Raw genomic sequence first — 20,631 nt, forward strand, 5'->3', positions numbered from 1 at the left:
CAAATTATGGCCTGGAGGCTACCTTGTTAAACTCATTTAAGCTTTCGCTACAATACATTCTGCCGAAACTATGGCTCACTCGCCTGGCGGGTTGGGGTGCGAGCAAACGAGCGGGATGGCTGACCAAATTGGTTATCGATCTGTTCGTGAAATATTACAAGGTCGATATGAAAGAGGCGCAAAAGCCGGACACCGCCAGCTATCGCACCTTTAACGACTTCTTTGTTCGCCCGCTGCGCGACGATGCTCGCCCGATTAATACCGATCCAAACGTACTGGTCATGCCCGCTGACGGCGTGATCAACCAGTTAGGCAACATCGAAGAAGACAAATTGCTGCAGGCTAAAGGGCACAGCTATACCCTTGAAGCGCTGCTGGCTGGCAACTATCAGATGGCGGACAAATTCCGCAACGGTACGTTTGTAACCACTTACTTGTCTCCACGCGATTACCACCGTGTACACATGCCGTGTAACGGTATCCTGCGTGAAATGATGTATGTGCCGGGCGATCTCTTCTCTGTAAACATCCTGACTGCGCAAAACGTACCGAACCTGTTTGCCCGCAACGAACGCGTAATCTGTTTGTTTGATACCGAATTTGGTCCGATGGTGCAGATTCTGGTCGGCGCGACTATCGTCGGCAGCATTGAAACCACATGGGCTGGCACCATTACTCCACCGCGTGAAGGCGTCATCAAGCGCTGGACCTGGCCGGAAGGCGAAAGCGAAGGGTCGGTAGCGCTGTTGAAAGGTCAGGAAATGGGCCGCTTTAAGCTCGGTTCCACCGTCATCAACCTGTTCGCACCTGGCAAAGTTAACCTGGTTGAGCAGTTGCAGGATCTTTCCGTGACCAAAATCGGCCAACCAATGGCCATCTCGACCGAGACTTTCGTGACGCCAGAGGCAGAACCGACCCCGCTGACGAAAGAAGAGATCGAAGCAGAACACGACGCCAGCCCGCTGGTTGACGACAAAAAAGACGAAAGTTAAACATAGGAATCGCTGCTGTGCGCCTGATTATCACTTTTCTGATGGCCTGGTGCCTCAGCCTGGGGGCGTACGCTGCGACGGCCCCCGATGCCAAACAACTCACCCAGGAACTGGAGCAGGCAAAAGCGGCAAAACCCGCTCAGCCAGAAACCGTCGAGGCGCTCCAGTCCGCGCTGAATGCCCTTGAGGAGCGGAAAGGCTCTCTCGAGCGCGCACAGCAATATCAGCAGGTTATTGATAACTTCCCCAAGCTGTCCGCAACGTTACGCGCACAGCTTAGTAACCTGCGCGATGAACCGCGCAATGTACCAACCGGGCTCTCTACCGATGCATTAAACCAGGAGATCCTCCAGGTTAGCAGCCAACTGTTGGAAAAGAGTCGTCAGGCCCAGCAGGAGCAGGATCGCGCCCGGGAAATCGCCGACTCGTTAAGCCAGCTTCCTCAACAGCAAACCGATGCCCGCCGCCAGCTCAATGAGCTTGAGCGCCGCATTGGTACCGCCAACGGCAATTCCGCGCAGAATCAGGCGATGCAAGCTGAATCCGCCAAACTTAAAGCCCTGGTCGATGAACTGGAGCTGGCACAGCTTTCCGCCAATAACCGTCAGGAACTGGCGCGTATGCGCTCCGAACTGGCAGAAAAGCAGAGTCAACAACTCGACACTTACCTGCAGGCTTTGCGCAATCAACTCAACAGTCAGCGTCAGCGCGAAGCAGAGCGAGCGCTGGAAAGCACCGAACTGCTGGCGGAAAACAGCGCGGGACTGCCGGAAGGTATTGTCGATCAGTTCAAGGTTAACCGCGAGCTGTCTCAGGCCTTGAACCAGCAGGCGCAACGTATGGACCTGGTCGCCTCGCAGCAGCGTCAGGCTGCCAGCCAAACGCTGCAGGTCCGCCAGGCCTTGAATACGCTGCGAGAGCAGTCTCAGTGGCTTGGGGTTTCAAATATGCTGGGAGAAGCGCTGCGCGCGCAGGTATCCCGTCTGCCGGAAATGCCCAAGCCCCAGCAGTTGGATACCGAAATGGCGCAGCTTCGCGTGCACCGTATGCGCTATGAGGATCTCCTCAACAAACAGCCGCAGCTGCGTCAGATTCATCAGGCCGATGGACAACCGCTGACCGCTGAACAGAGCAGCATTCTCAACGCTCAGCTACGCACCCAGCGCGAGCTGCTGAACTCATTGTTACAGGGCGGCGATACGCTGATCCTTGAGCTGACCAAGCTCAAAGTCTCCAATAGCCAACTGGAAGATGCGCTAAAAGAGGTCAACGAAGCGACACACCGCTATCTGTTCTGGACGTCAGACGTCAGTCCCATCTCGCTCTCCTGGCCTGTCGACATCGTTCAGGATCTGCGGCGTTTGATCTCATTAGATACGTTTAATCAGTTGGGTAAAGCCAGCGTCATGATGCTGACCAGCAAAGAAACACTATTGCCGCTGTTCGCGGCGTTGGTGCTGGTTGGCTTTAGCCTCTCTTCGCGCAAGCACTTCACCCGTTTCCTTGAACGCTCGTCCGCGCGAGTCGGGAAAGTCACCCAGGACCATTTCTGGCTGACAATACGCACGGTATTCTGGTCAATACTCGTCGCTTCTCCGTTGCCGGTGTTATGGGCAACGCTCGGTTACGGGTTGCAGGAAGCCTGGCCTTACCCGCTGGCTGTTGCTATCGGCGATGGCGTTACCGCCACGGTGCCTATGCTATGGGCGGTAATGATTTGCGCCACCTTTGCGCGTCCCAACGGTCTGTTCATTGCCCACTTTGGCTGGCCACGTAACCGCGTCGCGAAAGCCATGCACTACTACCTGATGAGCATCGGACTGATTGTCCCGCTGATCATGGCAGTGATTATGTTTGATAATCTCAATGACCGGGAATTCTCCGCCTCACTGGGACGTCTGTGCTTTATTCTGATTTGCGGTGCGCTGGCGGTCGTGACCCTGAGCCTGAAACGCGCCGGGATACCGCTGTACCTCGATAAAGAGGGCAACAGCGAAAACATGGTCAATAGTATGCTGTGGAATATGCTGATGGGCGCGCCGCTGATTGCCATTCTCGCCGCGGCAGTGGGTTATCTCGCCACATCGCAAGCCCTGCTGGCACGTCTGGAAACATCCGTGGCGATTTGGTTCTTATTACTGGTGGTGTATCACGTTATCCGCCGCTGGATGCTAATTCAGCGCCGCCGCCTTGCGTTTGACCGCGCCAAACATCGACGCGCCGAAATGCTGGCGCAACGTGCGCGGGGCGAAGAGGAACCACCTCATTCAACCAGCCTTGAAGGTACGATCGATGTAGATGAAAGCGAAGTGGATCTGGATGCAATCAGCGCGCAATCGCTGCGCCTGGTACGTTCTATCCTGATGCTTATCGCCCTGCTCTCGGTCATTGTGCTGTGGTCAGAAATTCATTCCGCTTTCGGCTTCCTGGAAAACATCTCGTTGTGGGATGTCACCTCCACGGTGCAGGGCGTGGAAAGCTTAGAACCGATAACGCTGGGCGCGGTTCTCATTGCTATTCTGGTGTTTATCATCACCACCCAGCTAGTGCGCAACCTACCCGCGTTGCTGGAGCTGGCGCTACTGCAACATCTGGATTTAACCCCCGGCACCGGTTACGCCATCACCACTATCACTAAGTATCTTCTGATGCTGATTGGCGGCCTGGTGGGCTTCTCGATGATCGGTATTGAGTGGTCCAAACTGCAATGGCTGGTGGCGGCTCTCGGTGTCGGTCTGGGCTTTGGTTTGCAGGAGATCTTCGCCAACTTTATTTCCGGCCTGATTATCCTGTTTGAAAAGCCAATCCGCATTGGCGACACGGTTACAATTCGCGATCTCACCGGTAGCGTGACGAAAATTAATACCCGTGCCACCACTATCAGCGACTGGGACCGCAAAGAGATCATCGTACCCAACAAAGCCTTTATCACCGAACAGTTTATCAACTGGTCGCTATCCGATTCGGTTACCCGTGTGGTGTTAACCATCCCGGCACCGTCGGAGGCTAACAGCGAGGAGGTTACGCAGATCCTGCTGACTGCCGCACATCGTTGCTCGCTGGTTATCGATAACCCGGCGCCAGAAGTCTTCCTGGTTGACCTGCAACAAGGAATTCAAATCTTCGAACTGCGTATTTATGCCGCTGAAATGGGGCATCGCATGCCGCTGCGCCATGAAATCCACCAGCTGATTCTGGCAGGCTTCCGCGAGCATGGTATTGATATGCCGTTCCCACCGTTCCAGATGCGTCTGGAAAGCCTCGGTGGTAAGCAAACGGGGAGAACATTAAGTTCTGCAGGAAGAGGCAGCCGCCCGGCGGGAAGTTTGTAAGCGGAAGGCTTCACTGTATCCGGCCTACTAAGATGCATCTTTGTAGGCCGGATTGGGCAGGTCGTTTATTCCACCGCCCACTCAGGTTCGTTGGCCGCGCGGCGGCTGTAGTTCTCATAAATCGCCATCGCCAGCAGCGAGAAGAAGATCGGGCCGCCGGTCATCCACAAGGCACTGTTCCAGTCCCCGGCTTCAATTACCGGCTGGATGATGGTGAACACGTTGGCAAACGTCACCACCAGAACGACCACACCCGTTGCCAGCAGCGTCGCCGCTCGGGTTTTAAAGACAACAAACGGTCTTTCCAGACCCGGACGGGCTTTAAAGAACGGAAACGCCAGCGCCAGGAACAGATACGGCAACGTCATGGATACGTTCGCCATCAGCGTCAGTTTGTTATAGAACGCTGAAGCCGTATCGCCACCAAATGAAACCAACAGGATAAACAGGCTCACCAGCAGGCACTGTAACCACATTGCCGTCGTCGGCATCCCTACGGCATTCAGTTTGGTCATCAGCGCGGGCCACAACGCTTTCGGCGTACCCTGAATAATCGCTTTCAGCGGTGAGTAGCTGAGGGTGAAAAAAGCGCCGGTATAGGCCAGGAACATGGAAAGCCCGGTAATACGTGCAAACCATACGCCCATCACCATCGCGGTCTCAGGGGAAAGATGCAGCGCATTACCCAACCTCATCCCGAGGCTCTTCATCAGGATATAAGTAATATTGCCGAGGTTGACCGAGCTATTGCTTAATACCTGCTGCCAGTTGGTGCTAACGCCCCATAAAAAGATGGCCAGTGAATAACCAACAGAAATGACAATAGCGGCAAAAACAATGCCTTTAGCAAAGTTCTTTTCTGGTTTTTCTGTTTTATCAACCAGTCCCCCTACAGCTTCAATTCCGCCATAAGCAAAAATGGCAAACACAACAAATGACAACATTGCCAGCCCGGACTGATATCCGGGATTAGGTGAGGAGATAAAATTAATATCCTGTGCAAAGTGGCCACCAGTTAATAACAAAATAGCGACACTCACTAACAACAGAACCAAATTAAGACACATTACGGCAATTCCGCCTACTGCCGTAATACGCGCAATCTTATTAATACCCCGGGATGCCACGCAGGTCACCAGAATCATCCAGCCGACGGCGAGCAGCCCGACAACCTGCGTAGGCTCAAGCCCTGCAATACGCCAGTGCTGCGTCATGTCTGCGCCAAACAAGAAGGTTGAAAAAGGTACCCAGACTTTCGCCGCAGTACTTACCATCCATATCACATAAGAAGAAAACCACATAAACGTGCCGATAAAGGCATAGCGCGGTCCAACGCTATTATTCATCCACGAATAGATTCCACCCTCTTCTTTCCGATAGGCAGAACCCATTTCCGCCATCATTAAAGCAAATGGAATAAAGAATAATAATGCAGAAAATATATACCACGGTATTGCACTATACCCCATTAAATAGAATGCGGAGGGGCTATTAGCAAAACCGAAAACTGACGTAAATATCATGAGAATGAGACCTGGCAGGCTCATCTTTTTTATTGTTTGGGTCATTAAACCATCCCTTACTCTGGCAAGCGTTTAGCAAACGCCGCTCACCGGTTGGCACTGCTCTCTTTGCAGAGTTCAGCGATAAAAAAATCAACACAGAATTGATACCTAAACGCTATCAAATATCCAGGTGTAAATTGTGGCTATTAGAGGGGAAATGAAAAAATATGCTACAAAGTGGCGATTAAGCCACCACTTTGTATTGCGGAAGAGTAAGTTATGCGCGATCGACGGTAAATGCGATAACCTCGGCCAGGCTCTCTGCGCCCAGCGCCAGCATCACCAGACGGTCAACACCCAGAGCCACGCCTGAGCAATCCGGCATGCCTACTTTCAGCGCTTCCAGCAGGTTGGTGTCGATAGGCTGCTGCGGTAAGCCTCGTGTGGCACGTTTGCGGTTATCCTGTTCAAACCGCTGCTGTTGTTCACGCGCGTCGGTCAATTCATGGAAACCATTTGCCAGCTCAATACCTTTGTAATAAACCTCGAAACGTTCAGCCACGCGGTGATCTTCGGTACTGATTTGCGCCAGTGATGCCTGGCTGGCCGGGAAATGATACACAAACGTCGGTTTGTCTTTACCAATATGCGGCTCAACGCCCATCGTAAACAGCAGTTGCAGTAAGGTGTCCCGGTCTTCTTCGGTATCGGCAATATTGCTGAGATCCAATTTCGCCGCCACTTCCCGCAGTTGGGTTTTATCCGCAGACAGCGGGTCTATCTCCAGATGACGCTGGAAGGCTTGCTGGTAAGAGAGGCTTTCCGCAGGCGAACAGTCCAGCACCTGCTGAAGCAAATCGTCCACCTCATTCATCAGCCGATACATATCGTAGTGCGGACGATACCACTCAAGCATGGTGAATTCAGGGTTATGATGGCGCCCCATCTCTTCATTACGGAAGCTGCGGCACAGTTGATACACCGGGCCGCACCCTGCCACCAGCAGGCGCTTCATATGGTATTCAGGGCTGGTCATTAAATAGAGATTCATCCCCTGGGAGTGTCCAGGGCCAACGAAACGCGTTTCGAACGGGAACAGATGGATGTCCGTTACCGTTGCCTGACTCATACAAGGGGTCTCAACCTCAAGCACGCCACGATCGGCAAAAAAGCGGCGAATCTCCGCTATAATTGCTGCACGTTTTAACAGATTGGGGATGGACGCGCTCGGCTGCCAGGTTGCCGTTTCGCTCATGGTTGTTTCTCCGATTTAAGACAAGGGCACGAAGTCTACTCGTATCGCGCTAACGAGACAAATTTCAGGCAGCAGTAATCAGCACTGGCAATTGGATAAAAAAAGCGACATAGGGTGGTTTAGTAATTAAATTAATCAAATTCAATGATAATTCCCCCCTGTGACACGCTAAAAAAATCGAACACGTCAAATTTCCCGCACATCCCTAAGACTATACTATTGTACCTATAAAGGAGCAGTGGAAACGCGTTCATAACCTGTTTGAAGCCGATGAAGCATCTAATTTCAGGCGGGGATGAAATAACAACAATCTGGAGGAATGTCGTGCAAACCTTTCAAGCCGATCTTGCCATTATAGGCGCCGGTGGCGCGGGATTACGTGCTGCAATTGCTGCCGCACAAGCAAATCCCAACGCTAAAATCGCACTGATCTCAAAAGTGTACCCAATGCGCAGCCATACCGTTGCTGCCGAAGGCGGCTCTGCTGCTGTCGCGCAGGATCATGACAGCTTTGACTACCATTTTCACGATACGGTAGCAGGCGGAGACTGGCTATGTGAGCAGGATGTCGTGGATTACTTTGTCCACCACTGCCCAACTGAAATGACGCAACTGGAACAATGGGGCTGCCCATGGAGCCGTCGTGAAGACGGTAGCGTCAACGTACGTCGCTTCGGCGGCATGAAAATCGAGCGTACCTGGTTTGCCGCAGATAAAACCGGCTTCCACATGTTGCATACGCTGTTCCAAACATCTTTGCAGTTCCCGCAGATTCAGCGCTTTGACGAACACTTCGTTCTGGATATCCTGGTGGACGAGGGTCATGCCCGCGGCCTGGTTGCCATGAACATGATGGAAGGCACGCTGGTGCAGATCCGTGCTAACGCAGTCGTAATGGCAACGGGCGGCGCTGGTCGTGTTTACCGTTACAATACCAACGGCGGCATCGTAACCGGCGACGGTATGGGCATGGCGCTGAGCCACGGCGTTCCGCTGCGTGATATGGAATTCGTTCAATATCACCCGACGGGTCTGCCAGGCTCCGGTATCCTGATGACAGAAGGTTGCCGTGGTGAAGGCGGTATCCTGGTCAACAAAAACGGCTACCGTTATCTGCAAGACTACGGCATGGGTCCGGAAACCCCGCTGGGCGAGCCGAAAAACAAATACATGGAACTCGGTCCGCGCGACAAAGTTTCTCAGGCTTTCTGGCACGAATGGCGCAAAGGCAACACCATTTCCACTCCGCGTGGCGATGTGGTTCACCTCGACCTGCGTCACCTCGGCGAGAAAAAACTGCTCGAACGTTTACCGTTCATCTGCGAACTGGCGAAAGCTTACGTGGGTGTCGATCCGGTTAAAGAACCGATCCCGGTACGTCCGACCGCGCACTACACCATGGGCGGTATTGAAACCGATCAGCACTGTGAAACCCGCATTAAAGGTCTGTTCGCTGTCGGCGAATGTTCCTCTGTTGGTCTGCATGGCGCTAACCGTCTGGGCTCTAACTCCCTGGCGGAACTGGTGGTCTTCGGTCGTATGGCCGGTGAACAAGCTGCGGAACGCGCTGCAACGGCTGGCGCTGCAAACAGTGCCGCTCTGGATGCACAGGTTGCTGGCGTTGAAAAACGTCTGAAAGATCTGGTTAACCAGGAAGGTAACGAAAACTGGTCTAAGATCCGTGATGAAATGGGTATCTCCATGGAAGAAGGTTGCGGTATCTACCGTACGCCGGAACTGATGCAGAAAACCGTTGATAAGCTGGCTGAACTGCAGGAACGCTTCAAGCGCGTACGTATCACTGATACCTCCAGCGTCTTCAACACCGACCTGCTGTATACCATCGAACTGGGTCACGGTCTGAACGTTGCTGAATGTATGGCGCACTCCGCGCTGGCGCGTAAAGAATCCCGCGGCGCGCATCAGCGTCTGGATGAAGGCTGTACCGAGCGTGACGACGTGAACTTCCTCAAACACACCCTCGCCTTCCGCGATGCTGACGGCACGACTCGCCTGGAATACAGCGACGTGAAAATCACCACTCTGCCACCGGCTAAACGTGTTTACGGTGGCGAAGCGGAAGCAGCCGATAAGAAGGAGAAGGCGAATGGCTGAGATGAAAAACCTGAAAGTTGAGGTGGTGCGCTATAACCCGGAAACCGATACCGCGCCGCACAGTGCTTTCTACGAAGTTCCTTATGATGAAACCACGTCACTGCTGGATGCGCTGGGCTACATCAAGGATAACCTGGCACCGGACCTGAGCTACCGCTGGTCCTGCCGTATGGCAATCTGCGGCTCCTGCGGCATGATGGTCAACAATGTACCGAAACTGGCGTGCAAAACCTTCCTGCGTGATTACACAAACGGCATGAAGGTTGAAGCGCTGGGCAACTTCCCGATTGAGCGCGATCTGGTCGTCGACATGACGCACTTTATCGAAAGCCTGGAAGCGATCAAACCGTACATCATCGGTAACCCGCGTACACCGGATCAGGGTCCAAACACCCAGACTCCGGCGCAGATGGCGAAGTATCATCAGTTCTCCGGTTGCATCAACTGTGGTCTGTGCTACGCCGCGTGCCCGCAGTTCGGCCTGAACCCTGAGTTCATTGGACCGGCTGCGATTACGCTGGCGCATCGTTACAACGAAGATAGCCGCGACCACGGTAAGAAGGAGCGTATGGCTCAATTGAACAGCCCGAACGGCGTCTGGACCTGTACTTTCGTGGGCTACTGCTCCGAAGTCTGCCCGAAACACGTCGATCCGGCTGCGGCCATTCAGCAGGGTAAAGTTGAAAGTTCAAAAGACTTTCTTATCGCTACCCTGAAACCACGCTAAGGAGTGCACGATGACGACTAAACGTAAAGCCTATGTGCGGCCAATGACGTCCACCTGGTGGAAAAAGCTGCCATTTTATCGTTTTTACATGCTGCGTGAAGGCACGGCAGTCCCGGCAGTCTGGTTCAGCATTGAACTGATTATCGGCCTGTTTGCACTCAAGCATGGTGCAGAGTCCTGGATGGGCTTTGTCGCCTTTTTACAAAACCCGGTGGTGGTAATCCTTAACATTATCGCCCTGGCAGCAGCGCTGCTGCATACCAAAACCTGGTTTGAGCTGGCACCAAAAGCAGCCAACATCATCGTAAAAGACGAAAAAATGGGGCCAGAGCCGATCATCAAAGGTCTCTGGGCAGTCACTGTGGTTGCTACAGTAGTCATACTGTTTGTTGCCCTGTTCTGGTAAGGAGTCCGGAATGATTAATCCAAATCCAAAACGCTCTGACGAACCCGTATTCTGGGGCCTGTTTGGTGCAGGCGGTATGTGGAGCGCAATCATTGCGCCGGTAATGATCCTGCTGGTAGGCATTATGCTGCCGCTGGGCTTTGTTCCTGATGCTTTCAGCTATGAACGCGTACTGGCATTCGCTCAGAGCTTCATCGGACGTGCGTTTCTGTTCCTGATGATCGTTCTGCCGCTGTGGTGTGGTTTACACCGTATGCACCACGCGATGCATGACCTGAAAATCCACGTGCCGGCTGGCAAATGGGTATTCTACGGACTGGCAGCTATCCTGACCGTTGTAACGGCGATTGGTATTCTGACCATCTAAGTACATGCGTTAATTATCAGGCCCGCCATTGGCGGGCCTTTTTTATTTGTGCAGCACCCCGGTCAACCAACGGGAAAATTCACGCATCGCGGGCGTCTCCGGGCGAGATTGCAAACGCGTTATCCAGTAGCTTCCCAAATCAATCTGCGTTAAAAACGGCTGAACGATACGTTCACTGCTGAGTAAATGCGTGAACATTCTGACTGGCGCAATTGCCACACCGATCCCCGCCTGAGCGGCTTCCAGCATGGTGACGGACGAATCAAACACCATCACATTGTGCGTCGGTGACGGAGGCGCCTCTCCGGCCGCCTGCATCCAAAGCGCCCATTCATCCCGCCGATACGATCGTAATAACGGAAATTTCAGGATATCCGCAGGCGTTTGAATCTGCGAAGCCAATGTTGGCGAACACAGTGGAGACATCAGCGCGCTACATAAATATTGCGCATCGGTATCGTGCCAGGCTCCCCCACCGTAGCGAATGGTATAATCCAGCCCTTCGGCGGCGGGATCCACGCGATTGTTATGGGTAGAAATATGCAAATCAATATGTGGGTAACTGCGCTTAAAATCGCTCAACAGCGGGAAAAGACAGCCGATAGCAAAGGTTCCCACTACGCCAATTTTAAGTTTTTCCTGGGTCTGTTTAGTGGCAAAACGATCCAACATCCCCGCCATACGATCGAAGGAGTCATTAAGTACAGGTAACAGACTTTCCCCTTCAGTCGTCAACATTAATCCACGAGAACCGCGCACAAAAAGCTGACAATTCAGCTGCTGCTCCAGCGATTTGACATGCTGGCTGATGGCAGAATGCGTCACGTTGAGCTCAATCGCAGCGCGGGTAAAGCTGAGATGCCTGGCCGCGGCTTCAAAAGCCCGCAGCGAGTTAAGAGGGATATAGCTACGCGTCATCATTAAGCCTGTTAGAAAAACTTATATCTGCTGCTAAATTTAACCGTTTGTCAACACGGTGCAAATCAAACACACTGATTGCGTCTGACGGGCCCGGACACCCTTTTGCTTTTAATTACGGAACTGATTTCATGATGAAAAAATCGATATGCTGCGCGCTGCTGCTGACAGCCTCTTTCTCCACGTTTGCTGCCGCAAAAACAGAACAACAAATTGCCGATATCGTTAACCGCACCATCACACCACTGATGCAGGAGCAGGCTATTCCGGGTATGGCCGTGGCGATTATCTACGAGGGGAAACCTTATTACTTTACCTGGGGTAAAGCCGATATCGCCAATAACCACCCAGTCACGCAGCAAACGCTGTTTGAGCTAGGGTCGGTCAGTAAGACGTTTAACGGCGTGTTGGGCGGCGACGCTATCGCCCGCGGCGAAATTAAGCTCAGCGATCCGGTCACGAAATACTGGCCAGAACTGACAGGCAAACAGTGGCGGGGTATCAGCCTGCTGCACTTAGCCACCTATACAGCGGGTGGCCTGCCGCTGCAGATCCCCGATGACGTTACGGATAAAGCCGCATTACTGCGCTTTTATCAAAACTGGCAACCACAATGGACTCCGGGCGCTAAGCGTCTTTACGCTAACTCCAGCATTGGTCTGTTTGGTGCGCTGGCGGTGAAACCTTCAGGTATGAGCTACGAAGAGGCAATGACCAGACGCGTCCTGCAACCATTAAAACTGGCGCATACCTGGATTACGGTTCCGCAAAGCGAACAAAAAAATTATGCCTGGGGCTATCGCGAAGGGAAGCCTGTACACGTTTCTCCGGGACAACTTGACGCCGAAGCCTATGGCGTGAAATCCAGCGTTATCGATATGGCCCGCTGGGTTCAGGCCAACATGGACGCCAGCCACGTTCAGGAGAAAACGCTCCAGCAGGGCATTGAGCTTGCGCAGTCTCGTTACTGGCGTATTGGTGATATGTACCAGGGATTAGGCTGGGAGATGCTGAACTGGCCGCTGAAAGCTGATTCGATCATCAACGGCAGCGACAGCAAAGTGGCATTGGCAGCGCTTCCCGCCGTTGAGGTAAACCCGCCAGTACCTGCCGTGAAAGCCTCATGGGTGCATAAAACGGGATCCACAGGTGGATTTGGCAGCTACGTTGCCTTCGTTCCAGAAAAAAACCTTGGCATAGTGATGCTGGCAAACAAAAGCTATCCTAACCCTGTCCGCGTCGAGGCGGCCTGGCGCATTCTTGAAAAACTGCAATAACTGACAGAGGGGTCCGGTAAATCGGACCTCCTTTCTTGCTCTTTTTTTCCTGCTGTCATCTACACTTAACAAAAAACAGTAAGGAAAACACTATGCGCATTCTGCCCGTCGTTGCTGCAGTTACGGCTGCATTCCTGGTTGTCGCTTGCAGCTCCCCAACACCGCCGAAAGGCGTTACCGTGGTGAATAACTTTGATGCCAAACGCTATCTGGGAACATGGTATGAAATTGCGCGCTTCGACCATCGTTTCGAGCGCGGGTTGGATAAAGTGACCGCAACGTACAGCTTGCGCGACGACGGCGGCATCAACGTTATTAACAAGGGCTATAACCCTGACAGGGAGATGTGGCAGAAAACGGAAGGGAAAGCCTATTTCACCGGCGACCCAAGCACGGCCGCGCTTAAAGTATCATTCTTCGGCCCCTTCTATGGTGGGTATAACGTAATTGCACTCGACCGGGAATATCGTCACGCGCTGGTTTGCGGTCCGGATCGCGACTACCTGTGGATCCTTTCACGGACCCCAACTATTTCAGATGAAATGAAACAGCAAATGTTAGCCATCGCGACCCGGGAAGGGTTTGAGGTGAATAAGCTGATTTGGGTGAAACAGCCTGGCGCTTAGTGAGTGCTCAGCTTCAGACCAATAATGCCAGCAACGATCAGCCCAAGGCTCAGCAAACGCGCCGGGCTGGCAGATTCACCCAGCAGCAAAATCCCTGTAATGGCCGCCCCGACGGCGCCAATGCCGGTCCAGACCGCATAAGCGGTTCCTACAGGTAATGTGCGCATTGCCCAGGAGAGCATGGCAATACTGACGATCATCGCCGCAATAGTGATAATGCTTGGCGTAAGACGCGTAAAACCGTGGGTATATTTCAGGCCAATCGCCCAGACGACTTCGAGCAAACCTGCAATTAATAAAACGATCCAGGACATATCAGGCTCCAGAACAATGGGGCCGTCCCCGGTGAAAGAAGCGTTTGCAGGTCGTCCTACAAAGCTGATGTGTGAAATGGCATTTTTGCCCGGAAGAAAATGAATTTCAACCTTTTTATTCACTGCCAGCTAAAAGCAAGAATTAAGCATAATTAGCGGCGTAGTTCCCGCATTTGGCACTCATCGGAGTTCTCTATGATGAAGGGCTTTCTGAAACCGGAAAGTCGATTGCCCCTCTTCTGAATGCGAAACGTTTATGCTTAAAATTTTAGTGATTGACCGGTGCCACTTTACCCGCACAGGGATAGAGGCCTTGCTTAATCATTCTGGCAGGTTCAGCTCTTCATTTCTGGTATCAGGAATCAATAATCTCCTGTTAGCAAAAGAGCATATTTTGCAATGGAAACCGCATCTGGTGATCGCGGATTTATACAGTTTTATTAGCGAGACGCACTCCAGTCCGCCAATTAACCCTTTTTTTATGAGTTGTGGCGTCATCCCACTGATTTTACTGCAATCAGCAGATAGACAGCATGCCCCCATCGCACCCTCTCAATCCGTCGCCCATTCGGTCTTGACCAAGCACACCACGCTGAACACACTCTCCCACACAATTCAGGAAGCACTTCAGGTTCGCCCCGCATTAGAAATACCCAAAAACGCCACGCCTTTGCTTACGCCGCAGGAGGAGAAAGTATTATCAATGTGGATGGATGGTGTGAGTAACAATGCCATTGCCGCCGCACTCAGCATACATGGCAAAACGGTCTACACCTATAAGCGGAATATCCGTATGAAACTGCACCTGGGGAACCGCTTCTCGCCGTTTCTGTCACTCCCAGGGAAGGGAGATTAACGGTACGACACGACGTCGTACCGTTCTTCATTATTGCTGAGCTTTTGTCGCTGCACCAGAAATGGCGCTACCGCCTTCAGAAATATCCTGTCCTACGCCTCGTGTGGTATTACACGCGGTTAAAACGGAAGAAAGTACCAACACAGAAAAGATCGCAGCAATTGTCTTCTTAACCATAACGTCTTCCTTTTCTAGCCAATATTGTTTGTGTATAGCTACTTAATAATAGACAAGATCTGGGAGTGTGATGGATAAACAACCGTTTTTAAGACTATATGAAATGATTAGCTGGCAGCGTGAGAGATTGAATTGCCAAGATGTTTGATGTCTTCACCGAAGCCGCGCGCGGTATTGCATCCCGTCAGGAGGGTGCTGGTGAAAAGGAGTAGCATTACAAGACCGAGAAGAGGTTTCATCATTCCTGCCCTGGAAAAAGTATGGCGCAGCAACCTGCGCCATAAGATCAAATGGAAGACTTATTTTACGCGAGAAACGTATTCGCCGGAGCGGGTATCCACTTTGATCACTTCGCCGATCTGTACGAACAGCGGAACTTTAACGACTGCGCCGGTAGACAGGGTAGCCGGTTTGCCGCCAGTACCAGCGGTATCGCCTTTCAGACCTGGGTCGGTTTCAACAACTTCCAGCTCAACGAAGTTCGGCGGAGTTACAGAGATCGGCTGACCGTTCCACAGGGTCACGATGCATTCAGCCTGGTCCAGCAGCCATTTAGCGTTATCGCCTACCGCTTTCTCGTCAGCAGCCAGCTGTTCGAAAGTGGTGTTATTCATAAAGTGCCAGAACTCACCGTCGCTATACAGGAAAGTCAGGTTCATGTCGGCTACGTCTGCGCCTTCAGCGGAGTCAGTAGACTTGAAGGTTTTCTCTACGCGAGTACCGGTCAGCAGGCGACGCAGCTTAACGCGCGCAAACGCCTGGCCTTTACCTGGTTTAACGAATTCGCTGGCTTCAACCGCATAAGGTTCGCCGTCCAACATGATTTTAAGACCAGCACGAAAATCGTTGCTATAGTACGTTGCCATAAGGCCCTCTGAAAATTGTTAACTGGTAGCTAAGCCACAAAATGGCGCATATTGTAACCCTAAATACCCCATCCAGAGAAGATTGGTTATCGCAACTTGCCGATGTTGTGACCGATCCCGATGAACTTCTGCATCTTTTGAATATAGACGCAGATGAAAAACTGTTGGCCGGACGCGATGCGAGACGGCTTTTCGCCCTGCGCGTGCCGCGCGCGTTTATTGCCCGCATGGAGAAAGGTAACCCGGACGATCCGCTTTTGCGTCAGGTACTTACCTCCCAGGAAGAGTTTGTTGCCGCGCCAGGCTACTCAACCGATCCGCTGGAAGAACAGCACAGTGTGGTTCCCGGTCTGCTGCATAAATATCGCAATCGGGCACTGTTGCTGGTCAAAGGCGGTTGTGCGGTGAATTGTCGCTATTGCTTCCGTCGACACTTCCCATATGCCGAAAACCAAGGCAATAAACGCAACTGGCAGGTCGCTCTCGACTACATTACCGCGCATCCTGAGCTGGATGAAATCATCTTCTCTGGTGGCGATCCGTTAATGGCCAAAGACCACGAACTGGACTGGTTGCTCACGCAACTGGAAGCCATTCCGCACATTAAACGCCTGCGTATTCACAGCCGTTTGCCGATAGTGATCCCTGCGCGCATTACCGAAGGACTGGTCGAACGTTTTGCGCGCTCCACGCTGCAGATTCTGCTGGTCAATCACATTAACCATGCCAATGAAGTTGATGAGACGTTTCGCCAGGCGATGAGTAGTCTGCGCGCCGCGGGCGTTACGCTACTCAACCAAAGCGTATTGCTGCGTGGCGTGAACGATAACGCACAAACCCTGGCTAACCTTAGCAACGCACTATTTGATGCCGGTGTGATGCCCTATTACCTGCACGTGCTGGATAAAGTACAGGGTGCCGCCCACTTTATGGTCAGCGATGATGAAGCGCGTCACATTATGCGTGAACTGCTGACACTGGTTTCCGGTTACATGGTCCCCAAACTGGCGCGTGAAATTGGCGGAGAGCCAAGTAAAACGCCGTTGGACCTGCAGTTACGCCAACAATAACCATTATTGAGTGTCCGATTCCGGACACTCGCTATCGATCACGATTATTTAATATCCCTGCAGGTGGAGCCGCACTTTTAATATGTGCTATTTTAATTAGCGCTGTAAAATCATTCATTCGTAAATTTTATCAATAGTTTCAAATGCAGAGCATTTATAAATATATGGTTAGGGAGAACCTTTTATGGCTATAAGTATTAAGGGCGTTAATACCGGCGTTATTCGTCAAAAGAATGAATTTGTTGCTTTGGCATTAAAGATAAAAGAGCCAAGAAATAAGGAGTCGTTGTTTTTTCTTTCTCCGCTTGGGCTAAGAGACTTGCTTATTGCTCTGGAAAGCAGGCTATCCACCAAACATCAACTAAGCGAAGACAAGCGTGTGCAGTATGAGAAAGAATGCGAGAAAGCCAGCAAAAAGATGCACGAAAACATTCCGTTAATTCAGGAAGATGAGCTAAAAAATGCGGATATTAACCGTCGCATAGATTCACTGACGTTAGTGGATGATAAAGGGGAAAACTTAGCATTTTCTCTGACGCTGCATGACGGGAAAACAGATGAATTACTGGTTAATGAATTACAGATTCAGGTGTTGGCGCATGCAATTATTCATGCAATAAATAATGCTGGCATGCGGGATTTAGCGCTACGAATTACATCGCTGCTGGATTTCCTGCCGCTGTACGATGTGGATTGCCAGCAAAACGACAATCTGGAATACGACTCTTATACACAACCCGAATGGAAACATAACCTGTTTAATCATTATCTGGCGATTATTTACCGCTATACGGATGATAAAGGAAAAGCCCATTTCTGTGGTTCGGTAGTAAAAACTCGCGCCGCTTCCGGCAGCAAAGAGGCCGAAGCCATTACTCGCCGCCTGCTCGATTTCAGCCCACGGCTGAAAAAACTTGCCGGTGTACCGTGCCAGGTGTTTATCAGAACGTTGACGGGTGATAAGACGCAAAAGCTCAATCAGGATCAGTGCCTGCGAGCACTGCATCATTTACGCGTTCAGTCTGCACATAAGACTCAGAATGCCTGATGGCGCTGCGCTTATCAGGCCTACGATTGCATGAGTCTGTCCAGGCCACTTTATTACACAAAATCATTCAATCTGCATCGCGGCGGCAAGCGAAGAAAATCCCCAGGAGCATAGATAACTATGTGACTGGGGTTTCACAGCGCAGCCAACAAAGAGGCTGGTTGAAGGATGAAGTGTAATCAGTTAGGGCACTTATAAACCTGTCCAATCATCTCACTGGCGGTAGGAACAAAGCTGGACAGCATTCCCTGCGATGGGCTGCTGACACCATAAATCACGTTACCGCCCATTGCCGCAGCCTGGTTACGCAGATCGTTTGCTGCGCCACGCATTGAGCCGCCCTCTTCGCCGTGCTGGCCAGAAAGCCAGTTGCTTTGCTTACCGGTTGCCGTGCCTATCAGTTGGCACTCTGCGCCAGGCTTGTCTTCGACAAAGCGTACGCTTTGCCCGGCTGAACTCAGTTCGTTGCTGGAGCTACAACCCGCCATCAGTAGCGCGGCACCAACGATCCCTGCTAAATATTTCACGTGCATGTCATTCCCCATGATCAATTAGTTGGACGTTATGTCCGTAGCTGAATCATATACTAAAAAGATGACCAAAAGAAAAACCCCCGGACATTTCTGCCCAGGGGTTTCTCAATTCTGAGAGGTTCAGAACAACATGATTACATCATGCCGCCCATTCCACCCATGCCGCCCATACCACCAGCAGCACCTAAGTCAGGAGCATCGCCTTTCGGCAGGTCGGTAACCATGCACTCGGTGGTGATCATCAGACCCGCAACAGAAGCCGCGTACTGCAGAGCAGAACGAGTTACTTTGGTTGGATCCAGGATACCCATGTCGATCATGTTGCCGTATTCTTCAGTTGCAGCGTTGTAACCGTAGTTACCGTCACCGGCTTTCACGGTGTTAGCCACTACAGACGGCTCTTCGCCGCAGTTCAGTACGATTTGACGCAGTGGAGATTCCATTGCGCGCAGCGCAACTTTGATACCTACGTTCTGGTCTTCGTTCTGACCTTTCAGGCCGGCAATTTTAGACGCTACGCGAATCAGCGCAACCCCACCACCAGCAACCACGCCTTCTTCTACCGCAGCACGGGTAGCGTGCAGGGCATCTTCAACGCGGGCTTTCTTCTCTTTCATTTCAACTTCAGTCGCAGCACCAACTTTGATAACCGCAACGCCGCCTGCCAGTTTCGCTACGCGCTCCTGCAGTTTTTCACGGTCATAGTCGGAAGTTGCTTCTTCGATCTGCTGGCGAATCTGAGTCACGCGACCCTGGATTGCAGCTTCGTCGCCCACGCCATCGATGATGGTGGTGGTATCTTTGTTGATAACAACGCGTTTCGCCTGGCCCAGATCTTCCAGAGTTGCTTTTTCCAGCTCCATACCGATCTCTTCAGAGATAACGGTACCCCCGGTCAGGGTAGCGATATCCTGCAGCATTGCTTTACGACGATCGCCGAAGCCAGGTGCTTTAACCGCAGCGACTTTCACGATACCGCGCATGGTGTTAACAACCAGAGTTGCCAGCGCTTCGCCTTCAACATCTTCAGCGATGATCAGCAGCGGTTTGCCTGCTTTCGCTACAGCTTCCAGAACCGGCAGCATTTCGCGGATGTTGGAGATTTTCTTGTCAGCCAGCAGGATGAACGGGCTTTCCAGTTCTACTGCGCCAGTTTCCGGCTTGTTGATGAAGTAAGGAGACAGATAGCCACGGTCGAACTGCATACCTTCAACCACGTCCAGTTCGTCCTGCAGACCGGTACCGTCTTCAACGGTGATCACGCCTTCTTTACCGACTTTGTCCATCGCTTCAGCGATCAGTTTACCTACGGTTTCGTCGGAGTTAGCGGAGATGGTACCAACCTGAGCAATAGCTTTAGAGTCGGAGCACGGTACGGACAGTGCTTTCAGTTCTTCAACAGCAGCAGCGACAGCTTTGTCGATACCACGTTTCAGATCCATCGGGTTCATGCCCGCAGCAACGGCTTTCAGACCTTCAGTGATGATGGACTGAGCCAGTACGGTTGCGGTGGTGGTACCGTCACCTGCAGCGTCGTTCGCTTTAGAGGCAACTTCTTTCACCATCTGCGCACCCATGTTTTCGAACTTGTCTTCCAGTTCGATTTCACGTGCTACGGAAACACCATCTTTAGTGATGGTCGGTGCACCGAAAGATTTATCCAGAACTACGTTACGGCCTTTTGGACCGAGGGTAACTTTCACTGCATCTGCCAGTACGTTTACGCCGCGCAGCATTTTCACACGAGCGTCGTTACCGAATTTTACGTCTTTAGCTGCCATTTTCTCTTTCCCTTAAATTCGTATGTTCAGTGTCGTTCGCGGATTAGGCTTCAACAATTGCCAGGATGTCGCTTTCAGACATGATCAACACTTCTTCATTGTCGATCTTCTCAGATTTAACACCGTAGCCATCGTTGAAAATAACGATATCGCCGACTTTCACGTCCAGCGGCTGTACGGTACCGTTGTCCAGGATGCGACCCTTACCGACAGCGATGATTTCGCCACGAGTTGATTTACCTGCTGCAGAACCAGTCAGTACGATGCCGCCAGCAGATTTGGATTCAACTTCTTTACGTTTGACGATCACACGATCATGTAACGGACGAATACTCATTGATAGCTCTCCTTTGAGAAAGTCTTTATCAGTTATGGGTGACGCCGGCCCGTAAACGGTTTCCCGGCTAGTGACCAGAGAGATGGGGATGGGGTTTTGTGCCTTCAAGGGGGCAAGCGAAAAAAAAAT

21 protein-coding genes are annotated in these 20,631 nt (G+C 51.9%); 11 read left to right on the forward strand and 10 right to left on the reverse strand.

The window, feature by feature from the left end; all coding sequences use genetic code 11:
• Nucleotides 1-23 precede the first annotated feature (23 nt).
• Together asd and mscM are read left to right on the forward strand one after the other, a co-directional pair.
• Nucleotides 24-992: an archaetidylserine decarboxylase gene (asd, locus tag SK34_RS20915; RefSeq protein ID WP_003839474.1), complete on the forward strand. Its 969-nt coding sequence runs from the start codon at nt 24-26 to the stop codon at nt 990-992.
• Between the two features lie 17 nt (nt 993-1,009).
• Entirely contained in the window at nt 1,010-4,324 is a 3,315-nt protein-coding gene (gene mscM / locus SK34_RS20920) for a miniconductance mechanosensitive channel MscM (protein WP_048234116.1), read from the forward strand.
• 65 nt (nt 4,325-4,389) lie between these two features.
• On the opposite strand, the gene yjeM is transcribed toward mscM, so the two are convergent.
• Both yjeM and epmA read right to left on the reverse strand, forming a co-directional pair.
• A complete protein-coding gene (yjeM, locus tag SK34_RS20925) occupies nt 4,390-5,892 on the reverse strand; it encodes a glutamate/gamma-aminobutyrate family transporter YjeM (RefSeq protein WP_048234118.1) in 1,503 nt (500 codons plus the stop codon).
• A gap of 214 nt (nt 5,893-6,106) precedes the next feature.
• A complete protein-coding gene (gene epmA / locus SK34_RS20930) occupies nt 6,107-7,084 on the reverse strand; it encodes an elongation factor P--(R)-beta-lysine ligase (RefSeq protein ID WP_016149440.1) in 978 nt (325 codons plus the stop codon).
• A 324-nt stretch (nt 7,085-7,408) separates the two neighbouring features.
• Between epmA and frdA the strand changes: the two genes are divergently transcribed.
• Genes frdA through frdD form a run of 4 tightly spaced genes read left to right on the forward strand, consistent with a single transcriptional unit; the run spans nt 7,409 to nt 10,699 of the window.
• Nucleotides 7,409-9,199, forward strand: coding sequence for a fumarate reductase (quinol) flavoprotein subunit (gene frdA / locus SK34_RS20935; RefSeq protein ID WP_003025543.1), 1,791 nt, complete (start codon nt 7,409-7,411; stop codon nt 9,197-9,199).
• Entirely contained in the window at nt 9,192-9,926 is a 735-nt protein-coding gene (gene frdB, locus SK34_RS20940; protein WP_003025540.1) for a fumarate reductase iron-sulfur protein, read from the forward strand. Before frdA ends, frdB begins: the two co-directional genes overlap by 8 nt.
• A 10-nt stretch (nt 9,927-9,936) precedes the next feature.
• Nucleotides 9,937-10,332: a fumarate reductase subunit FrdC gene (gene frdC / locus SK34_RS20945; protein ID WP_003025537.1), complete on the forward strand. Its 396-nt coding sequence runs from the start codon at nt 9,937-9,939 to the stop codon at nt 10,330-10,332.
• 10 nt (nt 10,333-10,342) lie between these two features.
• The gene (gene frdD / locus SK34_RS20950) at nt 10,343-10,699 is read left to right on the forward strand and encodes a fumarate reductase subunit FrdD (RefSeq protein WP_003025535.1); all 357 of its coding nucleotides are present in this window, start codon (nt 10,343-10,345) and stop codon (nt 10,697-10,699) included.
• A gap of 42 nt (nt 10,700-10,741) precedes the next feature.
• Here frdD and ampR read toward each other — a convergent pair whose 3' ends face one another.
• Nucleotides 10,742-11,617, reverse strand: a complete 876-nt coding sequence (gene ampR / locus SK34_RS20955) for a LysR family transcriptional regulator AmpR (RefSeq protein ID WP_003025533.1) — start codon at nt 11,615-11,617, stop codon at nt 10,742-10,744.
• Between the two features lie 131 nt (nt 11,618-11,748).
• Between ampR and blaCMY the strand changes: the two genes are divergently transcribed.
• Nucleotides 11,749-12,894, forward strand: coding sequence for a CMY-2 family class C beta-lactamase (blaCMY, locus tag SK34_RS20960; RefSeq protein ID WP_048234119.1), 1,146 nt, complete (start codon nt 11,749-11,751; stop codon nt 12,892-12,894).
• Between the two features lie 92 nt (nt 12,895-12,986).
• On the forward strand, nt 12,987-13,520 hold the full coding sequence (locus tag SK34_RS20965; protein ID WP_003025522.1) for a lipocalin family protein: 534 nt from the start codon (nt 12,987-12,989) through the stop codon (nt 13,518-13,520).
• Here SK34_RS20965 and sugE read toward each other — a convergent pair.
• Entirely contained in the window at nt 13,517-13,834 is a 318-nt protein-coding gene (sugE, locus tag SK34_RS20970) for a quaternary ammonium compound efflux SMR transporter SugE (protein WP_000118520.1), read from the reverse strand. The two genes, SK34_RS20965 and sugE, sit on opposite strands and share 4 nt — an antisense overlap.
• Nucleotides 13,835-14,090: 256 nt before the next feature.
• On the opposite strand from sugE, the gene SK34_RS20975 reads away from it, so the two are divergent.
• Complete coding sequence (locus tag SK34_RS20975; protein WP_003025485.1) at nt 14,091-14,690, forward strand: helix-turn-helix transcriptional regulator; 600 nt, start codon at nt 14,091-14,093, stop codon at nt 14,688-14,690.
• 30 nt (nt 14,691-14,720) lie between these two features.
• Here SK34_RS20975 and ecnB read toward each other — a convergent pair whose 3' ends face one another.
• The 3 genes from ecnB to efp all read right to left on the reverse strand — a co-directional run bounded on the left by ecnB (nt 14,721) and on the right by efp (nt 15,733).
• Nucleotides 14,721-14,867, reverse strand: a complete 147-nt coding sequence (gene ecnB / locus SK34_RS20980; RefSeq protein WP_003025482.1) for a lipoprotein toxin entericidin B — start codon at nt 14,865-14,867, stop codon at nt 14,721-14,723.
• Nucleotides 14,868-14,974: 107 nt separating this feature from the next.
• Nucleotides 14,975-15,082: an entericidin A/B family lipoprotein gene (locus SK34_RS24285; RefSeq protein ID WP_376741890.1), complete on the reverse strand. Its 108-nt coding sequence runs from the start codon at nt 15,080-15,082 to the stop codon at nt 14,975-14,977.
• Between the two features lie 84 nt (nt 15,083-15,166).
• A complete protein-coding gene (gene efp, locus SK34_RS20985) occupies nt 15,167-15,733 on the reverse strand; it encodes an elongation factor P (RefSeq protein WP_003025478.1) in 567 nt (188 codons plus the stop codon).
• Between the two features lie 41 nt (nt 15,734-15,774).
• On the opposite strand from efp, the gene epmB reads away from it, so the two are divergent.
• Both epmB and yjeJ read left to right on the forward strand, forming a co-directional pair.
• Nucleotides 15,775-16,803 (forward strand): EF-P beta-lysylation protein EpmB, encoded by a 1,029-nt coding sequence (gene epmB, locus SK34_RS20990; protein WP_016149436.1) that lies wholly within the window; start codon nt 15,775-15,777, stop codon nt 16,801-16,803.
• 184 nt (nt 16,804-16,987) lie between these two features.
• Nucleotides 16,988-17,851: a YjeJ family protein gene (yjeJ, locus tag SK34_RS20995; RefSeq protein ID WP_048234120.1), complete on the forward strand. Its 864-nt coding sequence runs from the start codon at nt 16,988-16,990 to the stop codon at nt 17,849-17,851.
• Nucleotides 17,852-18,030: 179 nt separating this feature from the next.
• Here yjeJ and SK34_RS21005 read toward each other — a convergent pair whose 3' ends face one another.
• The 3 genes from SK34_RS21005 to SK34_RS21015 all read right to left on the reverse strand — a co-directional run bounded on the left by SK34_RS21005 (nt 18,031) and on the right by SK34_RS21015 (nt 20,502).
• Complete coding sequence (locus tag SK34_RS21005) at nt 18,031-18,384, reverse strand: DUF4156 domain-containing protein (RefSeq protein WP_003025468.1); 354 nt, start codon at nt 18,382-18,384, stop codon at nt 18,031-18,033.
• A 134-nt stretch (nt 18,385-18,518) separates the two neighbouring features.
• Nucleotides 18,519-20,165, reverse strand: a complete 1,647-nt coding sequence (gene groL, locus SK34_RS21010; RefSeq protein ID WP_003025464.1) for a chaperonin GroEL — start codon at nt 20,163-20,165, stop codon at nt 18,519-18,521.
• A 43-nt stretch (nt 20,166-20,208) separates the two neighbouring features.
• Nucleotides 20,209-20,502 (reverse strand): co-chaperone GroES, encoded by a 294-nt coding sequence (locus tag SK34_RS21015; protein WP_000027827.1) that lies wholly within the window; start codon nt 20,500-20,502, stop codon nt 20,209-20,211.
• Nucleotides 20,503-20,631 lie beyond the last annotated feature (129 nt).

The sequence above is a fragment of the Citrobacter sp. MGH104 genome, from assembly GCF_001034485.1.
Lineage (GTDB): Bacteria > Pseudomonadota > Gammaproteobacteria > Enterobacterales > Enterobacteriaceae > Citrobacter > Citrobacter freundii.